This is a genomic window from Promineifilum sp. (SeqCode) (assembly GCF_041918635.1).
GTDB lineage: Bacteria > Chloroflexota > Anaerolineae > Promineifilales > Promineifilaceae > Promineifilum.
Map to the genome: position 1 here is coordinate 1 of NZ_JAYRVJ010000431.1, position 4,938 is coordinate 4,938.

Here is a 4,938-nt window from a genome sequence, read left to right on the forward strand (position 1 = left end):
GCCCGCAGTATAGACGGCAGTAACCACACTGTTATAATTCCTGCCAGTAGCAGGCCGAGGAGCAGCGGCAGCCGGTATTTTCGCATGCGTATCCGGTGGCGAGGTCGCCAAGACCGTTGGATTGTAGCGTACTCCTGCCCCCGGCCCAAGCGCGCCCGCCGCCGGTTCAGCATCCTCTCAGACGGGCGCGCTCCCAGAGCTGGAGAAAACAGGATTGGCGAGGGCAACGGATTCAATGGCGCGTAAACAAGCGAAAAGGGAATACGTCATCATCGGCCTCGACTCGTTCGGGGAGAATCTGGCCCTTGCCTTGCAAGCGTTGGGCCACGAAGTGCTGGGCATCGACCGGGATCGGGCCACGGTTCAGCGGCTGGCCGACAATATCCAGGATCTGGTGGTTCTGGACGCCACCGACTACGAGACGCTGCTCTCCATTGGCCTGGATGCGTTCGACACCGCCATCGTCGCCATCGGCGGCGACCTGGCCCAGGCCGTCCTGACCACCTTGACGCTCAAAGAGTTGGGCATCAGGCGGGTGGTGTGCGAGGCGCAGTCGGAGCGCGACCGGCGCGCCTTGCTGCGGGTGGGGGCCGACGAGGTGATGACGCCGGCCATCGAGTCGGCGCGGGCCGTGGCTTACCAACTCACCAATCAGAACGTTAGGGCCGACCGTCTGCGGCTGGCGAATCAGTTGGTCGTCAAATGGCAGCCGCGCGCCGGCTACGTGGGCACAATCGGCGAGTTGATGGCGCCCCACGGCGAGGCGCTTCAGGTCTTGCTCCTCGTCGGGCGCGACGCCATCTACAATCCCGGCCCGGAGACGCCCGTCTCCCACAGCGACGAACTGCTGCTGGCTGGCCCGGAACAGGCCATCGCCGCGCTGCTGGGAGAGTTCGGTAACCGTGTCTGATCGTCCGCCGCGCAACGAAGCCGGCGGCTTGGGGACGCCGCGTCGCCCGCTGACCCGGATCGTCTCGCTCCGCACGCGCGCGCCGCGGTTGGCCCAGGCCGAGCGCGGGCTGAGCCTCATCGGCGGCCTGGCCGCCCTGGCCGCGTTGGGGACGGTGCTGCTGGCCTTGCCCATCAGCGGGGCAGAGCGGCCACTGCGGCTGAACGAAGCGTTCTTCACCGCGGTGTCGGCCGTCGCCACGACGGGGCTGAGCGTCATCACGCCCGGCAAAGACCTGTCCCTGTTCGGTCAGATTGTGTTGTTGCTGCTCATGCAACTGGGTGGCATTGGCTTCATGGTCACGGCCGTCACCGTCTTCCGGTTGGTCGGCAAGCGGGTGACCTTTGCCGAGCGGCTATCGCTGCGCGACTCGCTGGGCCTGGTGTCGGCCGGCCAAATCCTTCGCCTGACCACGCGCTTGCTGCTGGCCGTGTTGGCAATCGAGGCTGTGGGCGCGCTGGTCTTGTGGCTGAACTGGGCGCCGCAGTTCGGGGCCGGCTGGGCGGCTTACTACGCTATTTTCCATTCCGTCTCGGCCTTCACCAACGCCAGCTTTGACCTGTTCGCTGGCTCGCCGACCGCCCCCGCCGGCTTTCCGACCGATACCCTCACCCTACTGACATTGGCCTCGCTGATATTCCTGGGCGGAATCGGTATCCCCGTCATCTCCGACGTGCTGCTCTACCGGCGACGGCGGCGCTTCTCGCTGCACACGCGCCTGACGCTCGTTACATCTCTCGTGCTCATCATCGTCGGGACGCTGCTCTTCTTTTTGGCCGAACTGAAGTTCCGCGGGGTGTTCAGCGATGAGAGCGTCGGGCGGTTGTGGCTGCTATCGTTCTTCCACTCGATCGCCAGCCGGACGTCGGGCTTCGTCGTGTCGGCGCGCTTCAGCCAGCTGGAACCGGCCAACGGTTTGCTGCTCATTGTCCTGATGTTCATCGGCGCGGCCCCCGCGTCGATGGGCGGCGGCATCACCACCAGCACGTTCGCGGTGCTGGTGCTGGCGATGGCGAGCTTCATTCGCGGCCATGCCGAGATCAGGGCCGGCGGGCGCATCATCCCCTTCGAACTGGTCTATAAAGCGGTCGCCATCGTCACGGGAGCGGCGATGGTGATCGCCGTCGTGACCTGGCTGCTGCTCTACACCCATGAGAACGTCAGCCTGGTGATGGCGCTCGTGGAAACGGTGTCCGCTTTCAGCACCAGCGGCTACTCGCTGGCCCTGACGGGGCAGTTGAACCTGTTCGGCCAACTGCTGATCGCCGGCTTAATGTTCTTTGGGCGGCTCGGCACGCTGACCATCATCGTCGCGCTCGCCCGGCCGAACACGCCGGCCGCAGTGAGCTACCCTGAAGAGCGCATCCTCATGGGGTAGGTTCGGAAGATGGGTTCGCGTTGAGCCAGACGGCAATGCCCAGGATGAGGTAGAACACGAAAGCCAGATCGACCAGAAAGAAACTGTGGTCGACCAGGCCGTGGGCCAGCATGGCCGCCAGCGCCCCGCTCAGGCCGGCGGCGACCGGCAACCACTCGGCGTCGGCCCGTCTCACCGCGCGGAAGAGCGCCCGGCCCCCCTCCCAAACCATCCAGCCGCCGGCCAGCAGCCCCAGCAAGCCCAGCCGGCTGGCGAAGTCGAGGACGACGTTGTGCGGGTGGTTGAGGTTCGGCTCTTGCCAGGCGGCGTCGAAGATGTAGCGCCCGCGATAGGCATAGAGGAAGTTGTCTAGCCCGACGCCGAATAGAGGGTGGTCGGCGACCACATTCAGCGCCGCCCGCCACAGGTTGACCCGGAAAACGCCCGTCGTCCCGAACAGGTCTAGCCGGGCGGCCAGCGCCGGAACCCGCCCGGCCACAGCCAGCGCCACAACCCCCGCGCCCAACGCGCCAACGACCCAGGGCCACGTCCGCCGTCCCGCCCGCCGCTGCCACACCCAGAAGACGACCAGCAACGCCACCGGCGCGCCGAGGAAGAGCGCTCCCTTGCTGAAGGTCAGCAGCAGCGCCAGGCCGACTGGGACGAGGGCCGCGGTGTAGAGGAGCCGCCGTCGCCCGTGGACGGCCCGGCTGCCCAGCAGCCACAGGGCCGCCAAAAGGGGCAGCAGCCGGTCGAGGTAGAGAGCAGCGTTGTTGGGCGAGCCGTAGATAGAGCGCAGCCGCAGCAGGCCGCCCTCGGCCGTGATCAGGTCTTGACCGGTCGCGTACTGCCACAGCCCGTACACCGCGACGACAACCCCACTCAGGACAAAGGCGTCGAGCACAACCCATACCTCCCGGCCGCGGAGCCGGACGGCGCGCAGTAGCAGATAGAACAGCGCCGGCTCGACGATGACCACGCGCCACTCGGTCAGGGCCACATCGCGCCGCGCGGTGAAGAAGAGCGACGCCGTGGCGACGAGCGTGAAGGCCAACACCGCCCAATCAGCGCGTGGCGCGGGATTCTTATCCCGCGAACGAACCGTCCCCGCCGGCCGCGGTCGCCCTGCGTCGAGCACGGCGCGCGTCAGCCAGGCGGCGGCCGTCAGGAGCGTGAAGATCTCGACCGGCGAGAAGCGATAGCCGACTATCGGCTTGGGCAGCGGCGGCACGTAGAAGGGCATGGTCAGGGCGATGAGCGCCACGCCCCATGCCGAGCGCAACACCAACAACGCGAAGAGAACCACCAGCGCCAGTCCGTAGATCGCGACTGACGGTGTCACGTAGAAAACGGTCGCCGCCGCGGCCGTGGCCGCCAATTGGCCGCCGTCACCCAGCCGCCGGTAGATGCCCAGCGCGTCCTGACCCCAGGTCAGCCAGCCGGTCAGCCCCACCAGCGCCGCCGCCCCGGCCGTCAGCGCCAGTTGGGCGCGGTCGCTCAGGCGGTCGAAGGTGCGCGCCAGCTCCGCGCCGGCCGCGCCCCACGCGGCGCGCCGGGAAGCGACGACCGCCACACCCACTGAAAGCAACGCCAGTATCGTCAACCCCCACGTCAGCCGGACGCGGGTCGCCTGCGGTGGGCGATAGCTGGTGCTAAAGCCATTCAACGCCCATTGATCCCAGCCGCGCGCGGCGACAAGTTCCAGCGTGTGGAGGCCGGGCGCGAGGCCGCGGGCAATCCACTCCGTGGTGATGAAGTCCTCGGCCGGATCGGACGAGGTCAGGACGAGCATCGCGCCGCTCTCGTCGCGCGGCAGGGCGTTGGCCGGTTGGCCGTCCACCGTGGCGTAGAGCCGGGCGCGGAAGTCGGCCCGGCGCACACGCACGCCGATGCCCGTGCCCCAGAAGGTGAACGTCACGCGGTCGCCCGTCTGGCCGATGTCGGCCCCGAACTCGGGCGAGAACTCCCACGCCCCCTCAAAGTGCTGGGCAGGATCGTCCGGCGCGGCCAGGTGGAAACCGGGCATGGCCAGGTTGGCTGGTTGCGCGGCCAGGTAGTCGGCCAGCGCGCCGGCCGTCGCTCGCCCGGCAATGCTGAAACCCCAGCGCGGATCGTCGGCCGCGGCGTCGGGCTGCCAGTTCTCCAGGAACATCACCCCCATCCACGGCCACTCGCGCCGCGTCCGTTCCAACGCCGCCGTCGTCCACGCCGCTCGCTGTTCCTCCGTCGTCTGGCCCCAGATGGAGGGCGATCCGCTCCAGCCGTCGGGCAAGCTGTTCCAGCCCCAGTTGCCGGCCCAGATGGCCTTGCCGCCGTCGCCCTGGGCCTCCATCAGCTCGCGCAGCAGGATGGGCCGGCTGAAGTTGAGCCGCGCGGCGTCGACTGTCCGGTCGTCGGGGCCGGTGTCGAAGCCGTAGGGCTTGGCGGCGACCACGTCGAAAGCGCCGGCCGCGCCCGCCTCATACAGCCCTTGCAGGAAGAGCGGCTCGGACAGGTTATCCGGCCCCGTCTCGCTGGTTGGGGCCAGCGGCGCGGCGACGATGACCGCGTCGGCGTCGGCCCCACGGATGGCCGCCGCCGCCGCCGTCAACAGCGCGGCATACTCGCCGGGGTTGACCGGCCGGCCGCCCCA

General features: G+C 68.5%; 3 protein-coding genes. 2 read left to right on the top strand and 1 reads right to left on the bottom strand.

Going from position 1 to position 4,938, the window contains the following annotated elements:
- The first annotated feature begins 235 nt into the window (after positions 1-235).
- Together ACE3UY_RS13400 and ACE3UY_RS13405 are read left to right on the top strand one after the other, a co-directional pair.
- Positions 236-910 carry a TrkA family potassium uptake protein gene (locus ACE3UY_RS13400; protein WP_374688012.1) on the top strand — a complete coding sequence of 225 codons (675 nt, stop codon included), beginning with the start codon at positions 236-238 and terminating at the stop codon, positions 908-910.
- Positions 903-2,327, top strand: coding sequence for a TrkH family potassium uptake protein (locus ACE3UY_RS13405; RefSeq protein WP_374688013.1), 1,425 nt, complete (start codon positions 903-905; stop codon positions 2,325-2,327). The genes ACE3UY_RS13400 and ACE3UY_RS13405 overlap by 8 nt, the downstream gene beginning before the upstream one ends.
- On the opposite strand, the gene ACE3UY_RS13410 is transcribed toward ACE3UY_RS13405, so the two are convergent.
- Positions 2,317-4,938: O-antigen ligase family protein (locus ACE3UY_RS13410; protein WP_374688014.1), on the bottom strand; the 2,622-nt coding region annotated here is incomplete at its 5' end. The genes ACE3UY_RS13405 and ACE3UY_RS13410 overlap by 11 nt on opposite strands.